Source organism: Paenibacillus sp. MSJ-34, from assembly GCF_018918005.1.
Lineage (GTDB): Bacteria > Bacillota > Bacilli > Paenibacillales > Paenibacillaceae > MSJ-34.
In genome coordinates this window covers 36,224-56,871 of sequence record NZ_JAHLPR010000028.1, presented here as the reverse complement: position 1 = coordinate 56,871, position 20,648 = coordinate 36,224, and the positions used below count along the sequence as shown (strand labels likewise).

Annotated in this window: 14 protein-coding genes and 1 pseudogene; 12 read left to right on the top strand and 3 right to left on the bottom strand. The window is 49.4% G+C overall.

Annotated features, from left to right (window positions below):
* Window positions 1–1,321 precede the first annotated feature (1,321 nt).
* Window positions 1,322–2,347, bottom strand: a complete 1,026-nt coding sequence (locus KQI79_RS15230) for a sensor histidine kinase (protein WP_216539102.1) — start codon at window positions 2,345–2,347, stop codon at window positions 1,322–1,324.
* Window positions 2,344–3,015 carry a response regulator transcription factor gene (locus KQI79_RS15225; protein WP_055110401.1) on the bottom strand — a complete coding sequence of 224 codons (672 nt, stop codon included), beginning with the start codon at window positions 3,013–3,015 and terminating at the stop codon, window positions 2,344–2,346. Before KQI79_RS15225 ends, KQI79_RS15230 begins: the two co-directional genes overlap by 4 nt.
* A gap of 186 nt (window positions 3,016–3,201) precedes the next feature.
* On the opposite strand from KQI79_RS15225, the gene KQI79_RS15220 reads away from it, so the two are divergent.
* The 5 genes and pseudogenes from KQI79_RS15220 to KQI79_RS28295 all read left to right on the top strand — a co-directional run bounded on the left by KQI79_RS15220 (window position 3,202) and on the right by KQI79_RS28295 (window position 9,856).
* Window positions 3,202–3,969, top strand: coding sequence for an ABC transporter ATP-binding protein (locus tag KQI79_RS15220; protein WP_007130972.1), 768 nt, complete (start codon window positions 3,202–3,204; stop codon window positions 3,967–3,969).
* A complete protein-coding gene (locus tag KQI79_RS15215; RefSeq protein WP_216539101.1) occupies window positions 3,956–7,150 on the top strand; it encodes an FtsX-like permease family protein in 3,195 nt (1,064 codons plus the stop codon). Before KQI79_RS15220 ends, KQI79_RS15215 begins: the two co-directional genes overlap by 14 nt.
* A 314-nt stretch (window positions 7,151–7,464) precedes the next feature.
* Window positions 7,465–7,753 (top strand): annotated as a pseudogene (locus KQI79_RS28475) (transposase); the annotation flags it as partial.
* A gap of 547 nt (window positions 7,754–8,300) precedes the next feature.
* Complete coding sequence (locus KQI79_RS15210; protein ID WP_216539100.1) at window positions 8,301–9,239, top strand: VanZ family protein; 939 nt, start codon at window positions 8,301–8,303, stop codon at window positions 9,237–9,239.
* Window positions 9,240–9,532: 293 nt separating this feature from the next.
* On the top strand, window positions 9,533–9,856 hold the full coding sequence (locus KQI79_RS28295) for a transposase (RefSeq protein ID WP_216539120.1): 324 nt from the start codon (window positions 9,533–9,535) through the stop codon (window positions 9,854–9,856).
* Window positions 9,857–9,988: 132 nt separating this feature from the next.
* Here the strand turns inward: KQI79_RS28295 and KQI79_RS15200 are convergent, their stop codons facing one another.
* Window positions 9,989–10,354 (bottom strand): helix-turn-helix domain-containing protein, encoded by a 366-nt coding sequence (locus tag KQI79_RS15200; protein WP_213413269.1) that lies wholly within the window; start codon window positions 10,352–10,354, stop codon window positions 9,989–9,991.
* 77 nt (window positions 10,355–10,431) lie between these two features.
* Between KQI79_RS15200 and KQI79_RS15195 the strand changes: the two genes are divergently transcribed.
* From KQI79_RS15195 to bchH, 7 genes are all read left to right on the top strand, one after another.
* Window positions 10,432–10,884, top strand: a complete 453-nt coding sequence (locus tag KQI79_RS15195; protein ID WP_074048690.1) for a site-specific integrase — start codon at window positions 10,432–10,434, stop codon at window positions 10,882–10,884.
* Window positions 10,885–11,004: 120 nt separating this feature from the next.
* Complete coding sequence (locus KQI79_RS15190) at window positions 11,005–12,120, top strand: ABC transporter substrate-binding protein (RefSeq protein ID WP_253298171.1); 1,116 nt, start codon at window positions 11,005–11,007, stop codon at window positions 12,118–12,120.
* Window positions 12,110–13,111 carry a FecCD family ABC transporter permease gene (locus tag KQI79_RS15185; protein WP_367398203.1) on the top strand — a complete coding sequence of 334 codons (1,002 nt, stop codon included), beginning with the start codon at window positions 12,110–12,112 and terminating at the stop codon, window positions 13,109–13,111. Before KQI79_RS15190 ends, KQI79_RS15185 begins: the two co-directional genes overlap by 11 nt.
* A complete protein-coding gene (locus KQI79_RS15180; protein ID WP_216539098.1) occupies window positions 13,108–13,935 on the top strand; it encodes an ABC transporter ATP-binding protein in 828 nt (275 codons plus the stop codon). Before KQI79_RS15185 ends, KQI79_RS15180 begins: the two co-directional genes overlap by 4 nt.
* A gap of 36 nt (window positions 13,936–13,971) precedes the next feature.
* Window positions 13,972–14,910, top strand: coding sequence for a magnesium chelatase ATPase subunit I (locus KQI79_RS15175; RefSeq protein WP_216539097.1), 939 nt, complete (start codon window positions 13,972–13,974; stop codon window positions 14,908–14,910).
* Window positions 14,900–16,897, top strand: coding sequence for a VWA domain-containing protein (locus tag KQI79_RS15170; protein WP_216539096.1), 1,998 nt, complete (start codon window positions 14,900–14,902; stop codon window positions 16,895–16,897). Before KQI79_RS15175 ends, KQI79_RS15170 begins: the two co-directional genes overlap by 11 nt.
* Before the next feature lie 39 nt (window positions 16,898–16,936).
* Window positions 16,937–20,635 carry a magnesium chelatase subunit H gene (gene bchH, locus KQI79_RS15165; RefSeq protein WP_216539095.1) on the top strand — a complete coding sequence of 1,233 codons (3,699 nt, stop codon included), beginning with the start codon at window positions 16,937–16,939 and terminating at the stop codon, window positions 20,633–20,635.
* Window positions 20,636–20,648 lie beyond the last annotated feature (13 nt).

Sequence of the window (20,648 nt, the reverse complement as noted above, 5' to 3'; positions counted from 1 at the left end):
AATGTTCTGATCCCAGTGGCCGCCTTTTTGAACAAGCCCCTCAAGAAGCAACTTAATGTCACGCTTAACCGTCATTAGTGAAGTCTGCTGGGTTGGGTGGAGGAGCAATGTCGAAATGGACCAATCATCCGGCCGGGCAATTTCGATAACAAACTTAGTCGTGATACCATGATTCGCCTGTACGATCGCACAGGATCGCCTGGAGCCGTTTGGACATACAGGCTCCCGGAGGTGACGATCACGTCATTGCCGGTATGGGAATGCCGCACATCCTCTCGACGAGCAGTAACTCACGGAAAATTGGAGAATCGCATAAACGTAGGAGGGGCTCCAATACATCTTGACTTGCGGCTCGAATGAATTCGAAACACTGGAAAGCAATAAATCATCTCGTCAAACTGTTGAAGCCCAAGCTCCGGATTTTATATGGAAGTCAATCAAGCTCTTGGGCAAGTTAAATCCATTGCTCATCAGATCTTGATTCATTCTGCTATTGTTATTCTATGTACAATACTTTCAAATGGCTTGATTTGATCAAATCCCGTTGGTGTAGATTTGTCCCATGCGCAAATGGGGGACTGTTCCCCAAGGGTAGGATATAACTTTCAAGTCCCCGGTTACCTCCGAAATGCGACTCGAATTCTCCAATTCCCTTTGTAGTCCGCGAAAGGGGATCCGAACCAAAATAACTCAACTTCCAGATTCTCGGGAAACGGCTAGATACGCAGTGTCAATGCAGCCATAATGGAGTCACCTCAGCAGATGCAATTCGGTTTATTACTGCCCCTTGTCAAATACAACGATTGATTTCATCCGATACCTCTTGGGCATATCCTGGTCGCAGTCAGGCTTTTTTCACAAGTTTCCACCGTTTTTGGGCATTCGCCGGCCATTTTCCCAGCAGCCCAGCGAACAGTTACTAGGTGAACAAGAAATAGAAATCATTGACCATGTTGCTACAGATGGTATCGCCCTCTTAATGGGTCATTCATAGACTGGACGATGACGAGTAGGAGATATGGCTGAAATATCATATGAGAACATGTAGAGAGCGGAGTATCTTGGGGATGAGCAATCATGGATTAGTCATTGTTAGGAAGAAAGAATTAAATAGTCCGTCAGGAATACAGGGTACCAAGAAAAAATGAAGGAGATGTTATAGGAAAGATAGATTGTCATACTGGTCAAGAAATAACTCCTTGGCAACCCCTGTCTCACAAGGTAATTGATACACCCCTAACAGCAATCGCCAAGGCAGGTAATCCCCATCCCTGGTGATACTTAACCGAGCTGAAGGCGTGACGGCAGTTGAAAGTATAAATCACATTTCATATAAATGGTTCGAGTTAGGGAAGTGAAGCGTAAGTGTCGTATAGCTTCCCTCTTCCGATTGGACGGACAATCGGTGTCCGAGTTTGACGGCCATGCGGTTAGCGAGATATAACCCCAATCCTGTCGATTTTGCAAGTTGCCTTCCGTTAGTGCCCGTAAACCCCTTCTCGAAAATACGACCAATATCTTCAGCTTTAATACCAATACCCGTATCCCTTATGGAAAGCCTCTTCTCTTCGTTATCTGCCTCGAAAGAGCAAACGATGCTTCCGCTGTCACCGACATATTTCAAGGCATTCGACATGATCTGATCTACGATATATCCGAGCCACTTAGCATCGGTATGCACCCATTCCTCTTTTTCCCACATTGTAAAATGAACTCGCTTGGCTACAAACATTTTTGCGTACTTTCTCACACTGTTTCGCACGATTCGGTTTAGAGAGACTTCCGCGATCAAGTAATCCTTGGAAAAGGAATCAATTCTTGCGTAAAACAGGGCTTGCTCGACATAATGGTCGATTTTGAACAATTCATCTTCGAATACATGGATCAGCTCCTCTACCGACTTACCTGACGCATTTCTAAACAGCAGGGTACATGCCGTAATCGGCAGCTTGACCTCATGAATCCAGGAAACAATAAAATCATGAAAATCTTTTTTCTCGTCTTGAAGCCTTCCGATGGCCTCAAGCTTATTGCTGTAGAGCTTCTTGATCAGTGCCGTATACTGACGCTGTTCATATGTTAGAGGTTCGGGCAAAGCTACGGTTAGTTCGTCCCATCTGTTGTTTACCAGGTCATGTAATATTCTGTTGCGGGTTCTCCAGCGCAAATAGCCTCCGACCACGTATACCGCGGCCAACAACACGCATCCGGATAGAGTATACATTATGTCTCCAACACGATACGTTCCCTCGGTGCTTACGAACATCATCAAAGCAACGAAGGATAGCATTCCAGCAAAGAAGATCAGAAAATAACGTTTATCGTCCAAATAACGTAGAAAGCTCATTTGATTATATAACCTTCTCCCTTGATCGTCGTAATGAACCCATAACGTCCAATCTCATCCAATTTCTTTCGGATTCGGGTCATGTTCACGGTCAGCGTATTGTCGTCGACGAAACTTTCGTCCTCCCATAGGCAGCGCATGATTTTGTCCCGGCTTACGATATGGCCCTTATTCTGCAACAATAGCCGTACGATGACGAATTCGTTCTTTGTCAGTTCAATCGATCGATCGCCGGAAGTAAGCTTCCGATCACCTAGGTTCAGCAGGACGCCTTCGTGCTCGATTATGTTGACTGGCGTTTCGGCATAAGAGTAGGTTCTGCGGAGCAGCGCTTTGATTTTCGCGATAAGTACTTCGTCGTAGAACGGCTTCTGGATATAATCGTCACCGCCCATATTCATCGCCATAACCATATCCATCGGCGAATCCCGTGAGGAGAGAAAAATAATCGGCACGTTAGACAATTCCCGAATTCGGCTGCACCAATAATATCCATCGAATATGGGTAAATTAATATCCATTAACACGAGGTGCGGTTCGGTCTGAAGGAACATGTCTTGAATCCTGTTGAACTCGTCACACAATACGGATTCGTATCCCCACTTCCCGACGGTCTCGCCGATTAACCCCCGAATAGTCGGGTCGTCTTCTACGATCATTATCTTCATCTTCATTCCATACGCCTCCATATCCTTAATCCTATTATATCTTAATTCGGCTAACACTACTGCAACTAGTACCGTGACAAAAATGTAAGCTCGCCAGTAGAAAAACGTAAGTTCAGCGTAAGGATAACTAGTCACCGGCATGGTACGATGGAAATTGAAAAAGGGAAAGCAGGGAGGAAAGATACAGTGGAAACGGTTATTGAAATAAAAGCGTTAACGAAAAGTTATGGGAATAAAGGGAACGTCGTGCCGGTGCTTCACGGGATCGATATGTGCATAGGCGAAGGAGAATTTGTCGGCATTATGGGGCCATCGGGCTCCGGGAAGACAACACTGCTTCATATGGCCGCCACCATCGATGAACCGACCTCCGGCAGCATCGTGATCGACGGGGAAAACGTTCTTCAAATGAACGAGGCGCAGTTATCGGCTTTTCGGCGATCCAAGCTAGGATTCATTTTTCAAGACTATAATTTGCTGGATACGTTGACGGTCAAGGAAAACATTCTGCTCCCCCTCGCGTTGTCCGGTATATCGGTCGACGAATTGGAGAACAGAGTGTCTGCCATTGCGGAACGATTTAACATCAAGCATATTCTAGAAAAATACCCTTACCAAATCTCCGGAGGTCAGAAACAGCGAACTGCTGCCTGCCGTGCCATTGTGACGCGTCCGCGACTGATTCTGGCCGACGAACCGACGGGAGCGCTGGATTCTAAAGCTGCGGCCAGCCTGCTAGAGGCGCTAAATGAACTGAACGAACAAGAGCATGCGACCATTCTGATGGTGACTCATGATGCATTAGCGGCAAGCTACTGCAGTCGAGTTCTCTTTCTAAAAGACGGTGTCATTTTTGCCGAGATCGTCAAAGGAACGACACCGCGACAAGCATTCTTTAAAAAGATACTGGATGTGTTGACGGTGCTTGGAGGGCGTACGGATGACGTTATTTGAGTTGGCCAAGAAAAATATAAAAGGTAATCTTCGCAACTATTTCATATATTTATTTTCCATGTTCGCAAGCGTCGCCATATTTTATGTCTTTGCTTCACTACAATATAGTACGCAGGTAGTCGAGGCTGTCGAATCTTCAGATAGCATGCAATCTGTGTTCATGGTTGGATCAATCATCCTGGTATTGTTTGTATCCGTCTTTATGATGTACTCTGGCCAATTTTTTACCCACAAACGAAAAAAAGAAGCCGGGCTATATGCTTTATTAGGTTTTCCAAAAAAAACAATCGGCCGGATGCTGTTCTATGAAAATATGATAATTGGAGCCGGCGTCCTGGTTCTCGGCATTGTGGCCGGTACGCTATTGTCGAAGCTGTTTGCCATGATTTTAATGCGCTTATTGGGAGTAGCTGTCGATGTCGGAATCACGTTCTCCCTTCCTGCGGTGCTTACCACTGTGGTTATATTTCTTATACTAATTACAATAACTTCTATACAAGCTTATCGATTGGTCTATCGATTCAAGCTTATCGAATTGTTCCGCGCAGAGCAGGAAGGGGAGCAGGAACCGAGGGCGTCGATCGTTCCCGCTGCCGCCGCGGTCGCGTTGCTCATCGTCGGCTACGGATTCGGACTTCGGAATTTTGAAAATAATGAACAGATCTTTACGAACCTGGGCGTCATGACCGTCGGCATCATCGCAGGAACTTTCTTGCTTTTTTCATCGCTCGTTATTTACCTGCTGAAATACGCCAAGAGGCGGAAGTCCCATTATTACAAGGGCATGAACCTAATCATGATTTCCAACCTGGTGTACCGAATGAAAGGGAATGCACGTACGCTAAGCGTCATTTCCATCTTGTCCGCTATCGCATTATGCGCCTTCAGTTTCGGTTTCAGCACTTACTACGCTTACGAGCACACGGCACGTGTAACGGCACCTTTCAGTTACATGCATATAGCGCAGGATGACGAAGTCGATCAAAAGATCGAGGAGATCATACGTGGCGACAATGCACATCCCGTGAAAGCCAAGATGTCGATTCCGGTCATCCATCTGAGCGGCGAAGCGTCAAGTGACGAAATCTTGTCTGATCGTGAGCGCAAGGCAGCCGAGCATCCGGTGAAAGTGATATCGGTCAGCGCATATAATCGCGTAGCGGAGGCACTGAGTCTTGACCGGTTAACGCTGAACGAATCAGATCAAGTGATCGCGATTCGCCCCATGTATACCGATTACGAATGGGCGGATTATGCAGGAGAAACCATCACCCTGGATTTGCCTAATGGGAACGTTAATTTAGCATTTGCAGGCATGACGATTGAACGTGTTCTCAATTGGCATTATCCGGATATTATGGTCGTCGTTGCGGACGATACATTTCGCATGCTGGAAGCGCAAGTTCCTACCGAGCAATATGTTGGTTACATCGTTCAGGACCAGAAGAATACGAAGGCGACCGCTGATGCGCTTGCAGCTATACAGACATCAGAAATGAAGCTATCGACCTATTATTCCGTGTATCGCCTCGGCATCGAGAATGCAGCTTTTAATGTTTTCATTCTAGGGTTTTTGGGTGTGATGTTCCTTCTCGCAACGGGCAGTATCCTATACTTTAAACAGTTGACGGAGGCGACGAACGATCGTTCTCGCTATGAGATATTGAAAAAAATCGGCGTGAGCCACAAGGAAATCGCCGCTACGATCCTGAAACAGAACGCACTGATCTTCTTGTTGCCGCTGTTGGTCGGCCTCGGTCATTATTTGATTATCTTTAACTGGCTGCGGAAGCTCTTCGGAGGAATGGGTGGTATAAATCTCCTGCTTCCAATATTGGTTTGCGTTGGATTGTTTATGGTGATCTATATGACATATTACATGATCACAGTAAATTCTATCATAAAGTTTATCAACGGGGAGTCTGCTCGTAAGGTTAGGTTCGCCATGTTCGCCTCAGCAGCCGTAATGGTTGCGGCCGTTAGCCTGTTCATCTTGGCTGAACCGCCAGTACAATACGACGAACCGCATACCGGTGAACGGATTCACATCACGTTACCTGAGCCGACTGGCGAGATGCCAGTGGGCGTGACGGAGCTCCACTTGACAGATATCGACCGAGCCGATCCTTGGGTAAAGGATCGAAAGCGGGAGCTTATGATCAGCATCTGGTACCCGGCCACCCGGGAGGTTGGCCAGAAAGCCAAATATATGCCGCCAAACGCAGCTGCATTTTACGACGAAACCGTCATGCCGACAATCGGAGTAGAGCCCGGCCGAATCGATCTATCCAACATCGGAGTTCATGCTTCGCTGAACGCACCCGCAGAGCACGGAGAGAAGGGCTGGCCTGTCATCATTTATTCTCCGGGCGGATCTGTTCCGAGAAGTCTAGGTACGATTAACGTTCAGGAATTGGCCAGTAATGGCTATGTCGTTGTGACCATTGACCACACATATGAGACAACGGTCGTCGAGTTTCCCGAAGGGAGAATAGAGACCGAGCAATTGCCTGATTTCGGGCCGAATACGGTACTGAAAATGATGAGCGTCAGGGTTGATGATGTCCGGTTTGTACTGGATCGACTGGAGGCGCTCAAGGAAGGGCAAAATCCCGATCATGCGAAGCGTGAGCTGCCTGAAGGGTTGGACCTTGCACTGGACTTATCTAGAATCGGCATTTTTGGTCATTCTGCTGGCGGCGCAACGGCTGCCCAAGCGATGTATGAAGATGAGCGAATCGGCGCCGGTATCGATATGGATGGCTCGATGGGCTATTTACCCAACCACCTGCTTCCGGTTGCTCAGCATGGACTTGACCGCCCGTTTTTACTAATGAATGCTGGTTTTACCGACGAGGGAGAGGTGGATTCCCATCTCACGGCGGAGGATAGGGCATCGTTCTGGAACGAGTCGAGCGGGTGGAAACTAGATGTAGCGATACCGAACGGGGCGCATTATACGTTCACCGATCAACAATATCTGCTGCCGCAAATAAGCAGTAAGCTGAGCCTTTCTCCTCAAGTCGTCCAGGGGAGTGTTGGAATCGTCGAGCCGGAACAGGCGCTTGCGGCACAACGCGATTACATTACCGCGTTTTTCGACATGCATCTGAAAGGGTTGTCGCAGCCCCTGTTAGAGTCATCAAAATCTCCTTATGCGAATGTGGAGGTGTTGGAATAACGGTCACAACTGAACCATCTTGAGGAAAAGTTGTAAAATCAAGCACTACGGGTTACTACTCTAATTTTAAGGGGCTGTCTCAAAGTCATAAATGACTAGGGACAGATCCCTCTTTTATAATCTTGCAGTTGTCGGGAGGGGGAACGAGTTCTGGCCGCTCTTGAACGTCGTGTTCTTGGAAAAGGTTAGAAGAGTACAACACGACGTTCAAAGGGCGGACGTAAACTCCTTCACCCATACCCACTCCCTCGCCCTTTTGTAACCTGAATGAGCCGCCTGCAGTCATTAAGCCCATGCGCGCTTCACTTCTGCGCGAGAGCATACAAAAAAATGAAAGCGTGTATGAAGTACAAATGCGTTACTACCGATGTGCAGACTTGAAGGTTGCCCACTTAAGGAGCGTTGCAGCAAAGCGCAAGGGAATCGCGAGATTAAAGTGAGAAATGACTTATCTTGGCTAAAAGGCAAAAGCACGTGAAGAACTTCAGAGCGAGGAAGGTCGTGAACTTTCCGTCCGGCGCATGATCGAGGTGGAAAGTGTAATTCGGTGAAATGAAGAACAACCGGGGATTCCGGCGTTTCTTGCTTCAAAATTTGCGGAAGTAAGCCAAGAGGTCGGATCAGACTTACCAAGAATACTAGAAGTTAATGGCCGCCCTGCTGGATGAAGCAAAAGCGAATAACACAATAAATCTGGAACATGATTTGCGAAGACCGACCGATCACATTCATGACTCGCCAAATACTTCAGAAACTAATCGCTGGGTGAAGATATTGCCTTGAATTCTACATGCCTTGCGATGCTTAGCTCTTGTGTGTAATGCGGACGTCTATAAGTCGGATCACCGGTCAATGCATCAAGTAAGCATGAGCGGCGTGTATCATGCAGGGGAGCGGAAGTTTCCATTGTTCCGACCGATTGTTCCAATGATTTTGTTGTGATAAACGTATGAGACAAATCATCTTCTCCTCTGCGTGGAGTGATTGGTGTTATTTCTATTTTACGCAGAGAGTCAAGGGAGTCTCTTTTTACATTTCATAGAACTGAATTTGGGCAAGTAAAGTTAATCAAGCTAAGGGGTGGGGGGGTTCATGAAACAGGCAAGTAGGTTATAGTGACAAGTGGAAAAATAGAGTGGAGGAGTTAAGCATGGTCAAACAACGCAAAATTTTACTAACCGCAACTATTGTCTATACCATTATTGTACTTTATTTTATGTTCTTCGCTTTCGGCAGAGGAGAGGCTTCGGAGCAAATTTCCAGCTACACCTTTATTTTTATGCCCGAGAACTTTATTAGTTTGCCGTCTCCAGCTGATCTCCTGCATCCCAACCTAATGAGTATGGTGGCTTTCGGGAACACTATTGCGTTTATTCCTTTCGGTATATTGATTCCATGGCTGTACCGGGTCAGCTTCGTCCGGTTCATCACCGTATTCTTCATCGCGATTCTTGTGCTGGAAACGATCCAAGCCCTTACATTCCTGGGCAGCTTCGATATCAACGACGCTCTTCAGAATTCGATGGGAGCAGCCCTCGGTTTTGGGGCGTACAAGCTTGGTTTCCGTTACCGGAGCCTCGGGCGCAATCTGGTGGCAACGGCTATATCGGGTATGGTTCTTTTTATAGCTTTATGGGGATTAGGGGCGGCGGTAGAAAAAATAATAACTAAAGTAGAGGGTCCGTTTGTGGCGATCACTGAATGGGCGGATAACTCGGGCAATTCATCCACCGGAGACAAACCGGACAGTATTCAAATCAACGGACAGAAGATACCGCTCCGCTATAACCTATATGGCGCTGAAGGCGGAGATTCCAGAACGTTCACGTACAAGTCTGAGGGACAGACGATTTTCTCTTTCGATTACGGATGCCCCGAACCAACGGATTATTCCGATAGTATCAGTGTTACTCGGGATGGCAAGGAGATCATGAGCAGTTCTGGGGAATTTCAGCGTACTCATCCTGATTTGTTCCCTTCGCAATTCAAGATTCCGCTTGAGCCGGGGGATGAGCTGAAGATCACGATTAAGGGCGACATGAAAGCGTGGAATGTCGGGTATACGCGGATGCAGTATTTCTGGAACTAAGTGCTTAAAGGGTTTCGCCGCCATTCTATCATGAATAACACCTAGCGTTTTGGGTTTTCAAGCGCTTTTTTTACTTTTGAGATCGAGATTTTCAGAAACCTGGTTATAACCTAGGCTGGTTGGTTGTCCAATTGGGTATTTTATTTTAAATGAGCTGAAGGTCTGGAGAACGATCGGCTCCTCCGCTTACCGAGTATATCGCTATGAAGGGAAGCTCAATCTCTTGGAAAATGCCGCCCTGCTCCGATGTTGGAAAGAGGGAGATGGCTTTGAATCTAAGCTGTTGAAGGCCTCTGAGCACGGATATTTCACTGAGCAATGAAGAGATTCTATGCTATTACAGCAAACGTTGGGACATTGAAACGTATTTTCGAACTGCGAAAGTACAACTGACCATGGATCGTTACCAGGTTCGATCTACTCAGGCGATTGACCGTTACTTGACCCTGCTCACGTTTTCTACGTTATATTACCAGTATGACAGCCAAGGAAGTTTAAACGATGGGTTACATCACTACCGTATCCAGAAAAAGTATGGCATGATTGAATATATTTACAACCAAGCCAAAAGCGAGGCAACATTAGACCAAATTAAAACATGGCTAAGCGTTGCATAGGGATACTGTCTGCTCTTAAAACTTACAAATTATTGAAGCGATTATTGGCAAGTACAGTTAAAGAAAATACAGAGCGAAATCCCGTGTAAAAAAGGGAAACGCTCTTTTTGTGTTAATGGCGATAAAGAATGGCTATCCAGACTTCTCTGCGGCATCTATTGATTTGAAAATCTCCGTTGTTATCTTATGGATCATCTTTACGTCTTCGCTTTTCTTCCCTAATAGAAATTGGTAGTGGACCTCAAGGACAGTTCTGGTCTCAAATTCCTGAGAATCTGGATCGATTTCTCGAAAATCAAAAAGATCACCTGGCTTTATGTTAAGAGCGTCCATGATTTTTTCCAATGAATCAATGGATAGATTTCTTTTTCCAAGTTCAACTTCGGTTAGATATGAGGTTTGTTGCCCTGTTATTTGGCTTAACTGAAGTAGGGTCAGATTTTTTTTATTACGTATGCTACGAATTTTTTCACCGATCAGTTTTTTTAAATCAGACATCGATTTACAACCTCCCTGCTTATCCTAAGGGTAAGTGTTTCAATCGAAAAAATACATAACATTATAAGTTAAATATATTGACTCAATTGGGACTGCGTATTAGTGAGTTGATCACTATTTATAGCGCCTCAATCAAGCAAGTAGGCGGCGATACGATGCTAATTTATTCAACTGGAAAGTTGAGTCCCGAACCAGTAGAGGTTTCAAAGCCAGCGAATCAACTAGTAGTATACGCATTGGATAAAATCAAAGAATATGCAGTGCCGTTACAAAAGGAATCAGGGCTTCCATATTTGTTCCTGTCAAGAAATAGAAGCAAAAAAGGCTACCCGGTTGGATTGGCTTCGCATTCAAATTGGAATAAGAATCATTTGCGACCATGGATTAAACAGCATAATATCCGAGATAAGAACAACGAATTAATTGATTTTACTAGCCATACATTCCGTCATGTATTTGCAAGCTACGCATTAAAGGGTGGGGCATCGATAGAGGTGGCGTTACAGCATATTTGCCATCCTCCCACCTAAACCTTGTTGAACCTTTGTAACCGTCAAGTCCTTTTGATTTTCAAAAAATTAATAGTAAACATTACGAAGTGGTTGACATATAAAAGTAGTCGCTGTTACAATATGCATGAGTTAATCGTAATGATTACGATTAACATCATTTTGAGTGAAGTGTTGTATGAATCAAAAGACAGGAGGTTCAAAGTGATGCATGCATACAAGCGGCAAAATTTACTTCGCCAATGGAGCGGAGGACTGCTAGCAGGAGTTATGTTCGTATCCGGTTGTGCAGCGCCGTCCAATCCTGCGAGCGACAATAATCGTGATGCATTGGAGTTATCGCCGTCAGCGGAGTCTAGACCTGTATCTGTTCATGATGCGGAGGAAAGGGAGTCGTTTCTCACGTTCGAAGACGACACTGGAAGGGAGATTCGGCTGCCTGAGCAACCACAGCGCATCATCGTCCTATCGCCGCAGCTATTGGATTTGCTTTATTCGGTTGACGGTCACGCCATTGCCCACGCCACATCACCGGGTGGAACGGTGCCGGATAAAGCGGAGCGAATCGAAGAAGTCGGGGGAATGACGACCGTCAATACGGAGAAGCTACTTGCTTTAAAGCCTGATCTCGTGATCGGCTCTGTGGTGTTTCACCGTGAGTTAACGGCGATTTTGGATGCGAGTAACGTGCCGTTCGCCCTGTTCAATCTGAGTACATATGCAGATTTGCAACAAAAAGCGGTGTTGTTCGGTCAGCTCTCTGGGACGGAAAACAAAGCTAGGGAAGCACTTGCCGATTTGGATCAGGAAATTCGTGAATGGACTGCCCGGGTACCGGCCAGTGATGCACCAACTTTCATCATGCTGAACGTGACCCCTAACAGCCTTTCTGTGCAGCGGCAAGATACCGTCGGAATCGAGGTCGCAACTATGCTGCATATGCACAATTTGGCGGAAACATGGGAAGCAGCAAGCGACAGTCCGTCGACTGCACCATTTAGTCTGGAAAAAATCGTCGAGCTAAATCCGGATTATGTTTTTATTCTGATCCACGGGGCGCGAGAAGATGGGGAGAAGAAAATTCAATCCGATCTGGCCAGCCAACCTGCATGGACATCGCTGCGTGCTGTGAAGGAAAACCGTATGATCATCTTGCCGTCTGATCGGTTTCTCTCAAACCCGGGATTTCGATTAAGTGAATCGGTCGAATATTTGGCTAAGCTTGTTTATCCGAATACATATGAGAATGGTCATTAATGCTTTCCGTGTTCCGATGTCCAAAGGCGTTCTAGTCATTGTCGCTTTGACGGCTGCGGTAATCCTCGCTACTGGATTCAGCATCGGTACCGGAGCAGTCCGCATTTCTTTTTCAGAGATTTGGTTATATGTCTTTCACGGTTATGACGGTCCAATGAAGGAAATTGTGTGGAACATTCGGCTGCCTCGCACGTTAGTGGGCATGCTCGTTGGCGCTAATCTGGCACTGTCCGGTGCGCTCTTGCAAGGCGTGATGCGGAACTCGCTGGCAGATCCGCACATCATCGGCGTGTCATCTGGAGCAGGATTATTCGGCATCATCGTTCTCATTTTATTTCCACATCTATGGTCGATGCTGACACCTATCGCTTTTCTTGGCGCTTCCGGAGCTGCCGCCATCATTTATTTACTTGCCTGGAAGGACGGTGTACAGCCGGTGCGCCTAATACTTGCAGGCGTGGCCGTGTCCGCCTTTCTCGGCTCTGGCATCTCCGCATTGTTAATTTTCTTCAGCGATCGGGTGAACGGTGCCCTCGTGTTTATGGTTGGCGGCTTGTCCGCCAAAAGCTGGCCAGAGCTTGAAATCATTCTCCCTTATTCGCTCATTGGCATGAGCCTGGCGTTCATTGGCAGCTCGCATTTGAATATACTTGCCCTTGGCGATTCCAATGCACGCGGCCTCGGCTTGTCGGTGGAAGCAGCTCGCTTCTTCCTGACGGCGCTCGCTACCTTGCTTGCCGCAAGCGCGGTCAGCGTCGTCGGCCTGCTCGGCTTCGTCGGTCTGATCGTTCCGCATTCAGCCCGCTTGCTGATCGGCAGTGATTATCGGTTCTTACTTCCTGCATCCGTGCTTCTTGGAGCGGCCGTTGTGACCTTTTGCGATACACTCGCCCGCTTGATGTTTGCTCCTTTGGAGCTGCCGGTCGGCATTATGATGGGAGCTTTGGGGGCGCCGTTCTTTCTATATTTGCTAAGGAGGGAAGCGAGATGACGTTGTTACGCTTGGAAGACGTGTCTGTGAGGCTTCACAACCGTACGGTGCTGGATTCGCTGAATTGGCAGGTGGAGGTCGGAAAAATTTACAGCATTATCGGTCCGAATGGCAGCGGCAAAAGCACCTTGCTCAAAACTTGCGCCGGTCAATTAAAGCCTGCGCAAGGAAAGGTGCTCTTGCAAGGCAGACTGCTCGACAGCTATCCCCGTCGGCAGTTGGCACGGCATATGGCAATGCTTCAGCAAAGTCAAGCATCTCTGCCGGACGTGTCCGTGCGTTCGCTGGTCAGTTACGGACGTTTTCCTCATCAGCCTGTATGGGGCGCAAAGCGCAAGGAAGACGAGAAGATTGTCGAATGGGCCATGGCTCAGACCGGAACGCTTCCCTTTGCGGAGCGAAAGCTGTCTAACTTATCCGGCGGAGAACGGCAACGCGTATGGATTGCCATGACCTTGGCACAGCAATCGGGGCTCATCTTATTAGATGAACCGACGACCTATCTCGATGTCAATCACCAGTGGGAGGTTATGGAGCTAGTCCATAACTTAAATCGCAAATATGGCATCACGATCGTCATGGTCCTGCACGATCTCAACCATGCTGCAGCTTGCTCCGATGAATTGTTGGTGATGCGAGCTGGCGAAATGTATGCCAGCGGACCGCCGGAGCAAGTCATCACCGATCGCATGCTGCGCGATGTGTTCGGTGTGAGAGGGAGCGTAGGAAGGGATGATCGAAGCGGTCGCATGCATTGCCATATCGAAGGGCTGCTTGAGGCGGTTGACTTCTCAGCTCAACCCGCAATCGCAGCAGTCAAATAACGAATGTCTAATACATTTACAAAGGAGAGGATCAACATGGAGGGGAAAGCAGACGTATATCCGTTCGCGGCAATCGTCGGACAGGACTTGATGCGCAAAGGGCTGCTGCTTAATCTTGTCAATCGGAAGCTCGGCGGCATCTTGATCCGCGGGGAGAAAGGCACAGCCAAATCGACGGCCGTACGCGCACTCGCGGACTTAATGCCGGAGCTGAGCGTCGTGAATTTGCCCGTACATGCTACGGAGGATCGCGTCGTCGGCACATTGGATATCGAGCATGCGATTCGAGAAGGAGAGAAAAAGTTCGAGCCGGGACTGTTAGCGAAGGCGCATGGACATATTTTGTACGTGGATGAAATCAATCTACTCGATGATGCGATCGTCGATGCGCTGCTCGACGCAGCAGCCATGGGGGTGAACACCGTTGAGCGAGAAGGCGTCTCCTACTCGCATCCGAGCCGCTTTATCTTGATCGGTACGATGAACCCGGAGGAAGGGGAGCTGCGGCCGCAGCTGCTGGATCGCTTCGCGCTTTCAGTAGAGGTGAATGGGGAACGAGATGTGGAGAGCCGAATGGAGGTCATTCGCCGGCGCCTAGCATTCGAAGCAGATCCAGACGAATTCCGAAGACGTTATGAGCCGCAACAACTAGAGCTTCGGGAACGGATAGAACGAGCGCGTCAGCTGCTCGAGCAGATCAAACCGTCCGAGGAGTTACTGAAATGGACCGCCGCAGTCGGCATTCGGCTGAAGGTAGACGGACATCGTGCGGATATCATGTTAATGAAAACCGCCATGGCGATGGCTGCATTCCAGGGAAGAACGCAGATCGTGGCAGACGATATGGTAGAAGCGGCGATGATGGTGATGCCGCATCGCATGCGCAAGCGGCCGTTCGAAGAGGGAGCATATGACCACGAGACGATACGCGAGCTGCTCGGCGACCTTCTGTCCGAGGTCACCCATGCAAGTTAAGCCTCACTTGTATCCGTTCTGTGCTGTAGTCGGTCAAGAACGTGCGCAAAAGGCGCTGCTGCTTCATGCTGTAAATCCGGGATTAAAGGGGGTGCTGCTGGCAGGCCCACCAGGAACGGCGAAGTCCACGCTCATCCATGGTGTTGCAGAGTTGCTGCCGGAACTTAACGTCATTAACATTCCTTTGAACGTGGATGAGGAACGGCTTTGGGGCGACTGGGATATGGCAGCTGCTGTCCGCAGCGGCAAACGAACGTTTGTACCCGGCTTGCTTGCAGCTGCGGATGGGCACATCGTCACGGTAGACAATGCGCATATCATGCCCGAAAGGTTAATGAAAGCGGTCCTGACTGCTGGCGACAATGTGGCGGGCGAGCCCGCGCATGGGCATGTCCGCAAGAGCTCTGAGCGAAGAAGTGGCCTTGACAGTGCAGCATTCCGCCTGTTCGCAGCTATGAGTCCGGACGATAGGAGGCCGCTGCCGGCGATGTTTGATCGCTGCGGGCTATATGTGCGACTGGAAACCTCGGCGGACCTTGCGGAGCGAACGGAAATCGCAAGCCGCTTGCTCGCCTTCGAACAAGATCCTGAGTCGTTTCGCCTAGCTTATGAATCGGAAACGAAGGAATTGAGAGCACGTATCGCAGCGGCTAGGACTCGGCTGCCTGCTGTACATATTGATGGAGAGCTGCTACGTTTGGCTGCCGAAATCGCTGAGGAAGCTGGCTGTCTGGGACACCGCGCGGACATCCTGCTGATCGAAGCGGTCCGTACGATCACAGCTTGGGAGGGTCTTAGCGAGACGACACAGGAACATCTGCAAGAAGCGGCGGGCTTTGTGCTGCCGCACCGGATGCGTGCAGCATCTCAACCGGAAGTGTCGCGAGGGAAGTCGCCTGGAGACTTGCCGGATCAAGAGCAAACGAAGCATGATTCGAATGGCGATCATCCATCACCAGGATCGCATCGCGATAAGGAAAGCCAAAGAGAAAGCCAAGCGGAAGGAGAGAATAATGCGACAAACGGCGAGCAAGTTGACCGGTCACAATTCGCTTCGCCTGCACAACTTGGGGGCGACCACAACGGCGAAGCCGATAGTAGACAATCTCTTTCCTCAGAGGCGCGGGCTGTAGTGGAAGCCGTTGGACGGGAAATCGCTGTGCAGCCATTCGTCTTTACCTCGCCGCATCCAATGAAGCAAGCGCAAACTGGGAAACGAAATCAAGCGTCAGTAGGAACGGTAAACGGTCGATATGTGCGGGCTGCGATGCCGCGCGGCCCTCTAAGAGACATTGCGTTTGATGCCACGCTTCGTATGGCGGCTCCCTTTCAGCGGATACGTAAGCAACAATCAAGTTCATATAACACGAACTTAAAGCTATGGATTGAGCCGAGTGATGTGCGTGTGAAGGTTAGGGAAAACAAGACAGGAACTGCTTTGCTATTCGTCGTCGATGCCAGCGGTTCGATGAATGCAAATAAGAGAATGAAGGCTGTCAAAGGTGCGGTATTGTCTTTACTTCGTGATGCGTACCGGCAGCGTGACCATGTGGGCTTGATTGCCTTTCGCGATCAACAAGCTGAATTGCTGCTCGGGTTGACACGCAGTGTAGAGCTCGCGGAACGCAAATTGAGGACGCTGCCAGCTGGCGGGAAAACTCCGCTAGGTATTGGACTGGAAAAGGGACTTATGGCGATCCGCCCTTTGTTAAATAGAAGAAGTGGACTCATCCCCGCGATGATCGTCATGACCGATGGAAAGGCGAACGTCAGCGCAGAAGCGGCAGGTGATCCATGGCAGGAAAGCCTGCAAGCTGCACAACGCATCGCAGCGGCTGGCATACGCACACTTGTGATCGATACGGAGGATGGTGTAGTACGGTTCGGCTATGCCCGCAAGCTGGCGGAAGCGATGCAAGCGCGGTATTACCGGTTAGAACAATTGGAGGCTGGGAGTATCGAACGAGCTGTACGGACGTTGATCTAAAAATAATGATTTATGGATTACGGAAAGGAGGATGGCGCGTTGAAGCTATCCATACTCACAAACGGGGAAACGACGTTGTCGCATTTGTCTGAAGCATATCAATTGCTTGATCAAAATCAGAAAAATCAGCTGCATCTGACCATCATCGATTTAGGGAATCGGAAGATCGACGAGCTTGAGGACGTGGAAGCCACGCTTGTTGGAGCTGACCTTGTCATCTTCGATGCACATGGCGTCCGCCAGGACGTTGTCGAATGGTTGAGTAGCCTGCTAAGCAAAGGGACGGCTCATATCGTTCCGCTTGGCGGCAACTCCGCTGAGATCGCTTCGCTGCTCAGGCTAGGCAGTCTGACCTTTGCAAATTTGCCTAGACAAGAAGGGCATACACATGCGGCAACGTCCTTGCCGCTAGAAGGAATGGATGAGGGTAAGGCGGATTATGAACACTACGTTCGATTTACCGAATATTGGCGGGGCGGAGGTACTGACAATATGCTCGGTCTGATTTGTCTGGCTGGCCGAGAATACGGCGGCTGTCACCTGTTGCCGGAGCCTAAGGATCCGGTATATGTTCGGGAGTTAACGATCATGGAGCCGAGCAGTCGCACGGTTTACTCGTCTGCAGCCAGCTACCGGCAAAGCAATCGCTACGACGAAGGTCGGCCGAATGTCGCGATTTTATATCTTGGGAATAGCAATCCGCTCGATACCGCAGAATGTATTGCGCAGCTTAAGGAACAATTGGAGGCTTTCGTGAACGTCATGCCGATCGCGTTTCCTTCAGTGATGAACATTCCGCTCGACCGTCTGCGCGAGTTGCTACTTGGCGACGGTCACCAAGTCGACCTTATCGTGAACCTGCTGCCTTTCCGACTTGGGATTGGTCCCGGCGGAGGAAATCAGGACGGGGCTGTGCAGATGCTGGAACAGCTCGATGTGCCGATGCTGCATCCGCTATTGTTGAACAGTAGAACGGAACAAGAATGGAGACAGTCTGCGAGTGGACTTGAACCTTCTTTGCTGCTCGTTCAGGTCATGCTGCCGGAGCTTGACGGGAGCGTGGAGATGTTTCCGATAGCGGCACTGCAGGAAGACGGGGAAGACGCCGAGCTAAACGTTCCGCTAAAGCGGCTTGCACTTATCCCTGAACGGACGAAACGCTTGACAGATCGCATCCGCCGCTGGCTTGCCCTGCGGAGCAAGCCCAATGCAGAGAAGAAGCTGGCGCTCATTGGCTACAATTATCCGCCAGGCGAAGGAACGGTGTTCGGCGGTTCCTTCTTGGATACATTCGAATCGATAGCACGTTTATTGAGCTGGCTGAAGCAGCAAGGATATCATACCGAGGAACTGTCAGCGGCGGAGCTGCGTGCCAGATTTATAGAGGGCGGTCTAGTCAATTCCGCAAAATGGTCTGATCCTCAAGCTTCGAGTCAGTTGATCCGTTATGCGGATCCCCATTTCACACAGAAGCTATCCGGTCGTTCATGGGGAGAAGAAGCGATAAGCCGCTGGGGTCAGCCGCCTGGTGACATCATGACGGACAACGGCTCCTTTCTCATACCCGGTCTAATGATCGGCCAAGTGTTTATCGGCCTGCAACCTTCACGCGGTATCCATGAGGATCCAGAGAAGTCGCTGCACGATCGTTCGTTACTACCTACGCATCAATATACTGCGTTTTATCAATGGATTCGTGAACAGTTTCAAGCGGATGCCATCGTCCATATCGGGACACACGGCACCTTAGAGTTTCAGCGGGGGAAAGAGGCCGCTCTGTCTGGGGACTGTGTACCGGATGACTTACTCGGGGATTTGCCAAATTTGTACTACTATTACGTAGGGAATCCGTCCGAAGCGATGATCGCCAAGCGGCGCAGCCATGCCGTATTGATCGGCTATCAGGCGCCGGCTTTTACTGAAGCTGAGCTGTATGGCGAATGGCGTGAGCTTGAAGCCTTGCTGCACGAATATCGTGAAGCGAAGCAGCTCGCGCCGGAACGATGTGAGGCGATTCTACAAGAGCTGCAGGCGGTAGCGAAGTCGCTTGACTTCTCCGCGGAGACCGTAGAACACATGGAGGAGGAGCTCTATCGCATGCAGCGTTCGCTCATCCCTAGTGGACTGCATGTGCTTGGCGACAGCTATTCTCCTGAAGTCGCTTTGAACCATATGCAATTCGTGCTTCGCCACGAGCGGGGAAATATTCGCTCAATTCGCGGACTGCTCGCTGAACGTCAAGGCGTTCGGGCGGATGCGCTAACTTCGGGCAAGCATGTGAGCTTGCTGCGCCAGCTCGATGAGGAAGCGAATGCGTTAGTGACCGCTTATGTGTCAAACAAGGCAATCCCGGACATGTATAAGAGTGAACATCCAGATTGGCTTAAGCAGTTGGAAGCTTCGCTCGAGTACGGTTACGAAGCTTACCTAAGATCATTGCAAAATGAGGAAGCAGAAGGGCTGATGCGGGCGTTGGAAGGCCGGTACGTTCCAGCTAAGCTCGCTGGTGACGTGCTGCGAACACCTGAAATATTGCCGACCGGACGCAATCTGTACCAATTCGATCCCCGCTTAGTGCCCAGCCGTACAGCTGCTGAACGGGGGGCGATTGTCGCCGAAAACTCCATACAGCAATATCGCGAGCAGCACGGGGACTACCCGCACACGACGGCGGTCATCCTCTGGGGGATCGAGACGTCGCGCACACAAGGGGAAACCATTGGGCAAATCCTGCATTATATGGGGGTTCGCATTGGCGGGGGAGTCGGAACGTTCCGTACAGAATATGAAGTGATCCCGCTTGCGGAATTAGGCCGACCGCGCTTGAACGTCATGGTGCATATTACTGGGGTTTTTCGCGATTTGTTTCCGAATTTGCTGGAAGAATTACATGACCTATTCCGCAAGGTTTCGGAGCTGGATGAACCTGATGAGCTCAATTGGTTCAAGGCTCATACACGAAGCATGGAGGAGGAGCTGCTTGCTGCCGGATATGAGGCAAGTCAAGCGCATGACTTAGCTTGCGCCCGCATCTTCGGCCCGGCAGAAGGAGAGTATGGCACGACGGTGACGCGGATGATCGAGACGAAGCTATGGAACGAGGAGTCTGAGCTCGGAGCGGCATACACGGACAGCCAGCAGCATGTATACAGCGCACTAGCGCGAGGACAGGCGGAGCCGGAATTGTACCGGTCACATATGCTGGAGGTGGATATTGTGTCGCAAATTCGCAGCAGTCATGAATGGGAAGTAACGGATTCTGACCACTATTATGAGTATTTTGGCGGCTTGGCAAAGTCTGTGGAAGTAATGAAAGGTCGTAAAGCAGACATTCATATTACGGATACGACAGGGGAGCAAATCAAGACAGAATCTGCCGAACATGCGATTGCACGCGGAGTACGGACTCGCTTAACGAACCCGAAATGGATCAACGATCTCTTGAAGCATCCTTATCATGGCGCAAAGGAAATGGCCAGCCGATTCGAGTATGTACTGGGACTTGCAGCCACGACTGGAAAAGTAGAACCTTGGGTATTCGATCGTCTGCATGACGTCTATATGGCTGATGAAGCACTTAGCCGGAAGCTGCAGGACAACAACCGTTGGGCTTACCATGCGATGATCGAAACATTGCTGGAAAGCGAGCAGCGAGGATACTGGACACCGGATGAACAAGTTTTGCATCAGCTGCGGCAGAAATACCTAGAGCTTGAAGGAGAGTTGGAAGGGGAATGAGAACAGCTTGAGG